Below are 373 nucleotides of genomic sequence, written 5' to 3'. Positions count from 1 at the left end.
GGCATCAGCTGCGCCGCCGACCCCGCCCTGGCCGAATGCAGGCAGGCGGTGAACATGCCGGTGCTCGGCGCGGGCTCTTGTGCGGCTCATCTCGGGCTTGCCAGCGTGGACAAACTGGGCGTGCTGACTATTCTGGAGGAGACGCCGCCGCTGATCCGCTCCATTCTGGGGGATGCGTATATCGGGATGGAGCGGCCGGAAGGCGTGGTGACCACGCTGGACCTCCGTACGGAATCGGGCCGGGAAGCGGCCTTCCGCTCGGCGGTCAAGCTGGCCGAACGGGGAGCCGAAGGGATAGTGCTTGCCTGTACAGGCTTCGCCACGATCGGATTCGCGGAGGAACTGGAGCGGCGGCTTGGCCTGCGGGCCTTCG

Annotated in this window: 1 protein-coding gene; it reads left to right on the top strand. The window is 67.8% G+C overall.

Features of this window, described 5'->3' with window-relative positions:
* Positions 1-54: 54 nt before the first annotated feature.
* Positions 55-373, top strand: a 319-nt coding sequence (locus L691_RS0126035; RefSeq protein ID WP_232229284.1) for an aspartate/glutamate racemase family protein, incomplete at its 3' end; no start/stop codon positions are given.

Origin of the sequence: Paenibacillus zanthoxyli JH29 (assembly GCF_000520715.1) — a bacterium.
In the GTDB taxonomy this organism is placed as follows: domain Bacteria; phylum Bacillota; class Bacilli; order Paenibacillales; family Paenibacillaceae; genus Paenibacillus_AQ; species Paenibacillus_AQ zanthoxyli.
This window is presented reverse-complemented; position numbering and strand designations above follow the sequence as displayed.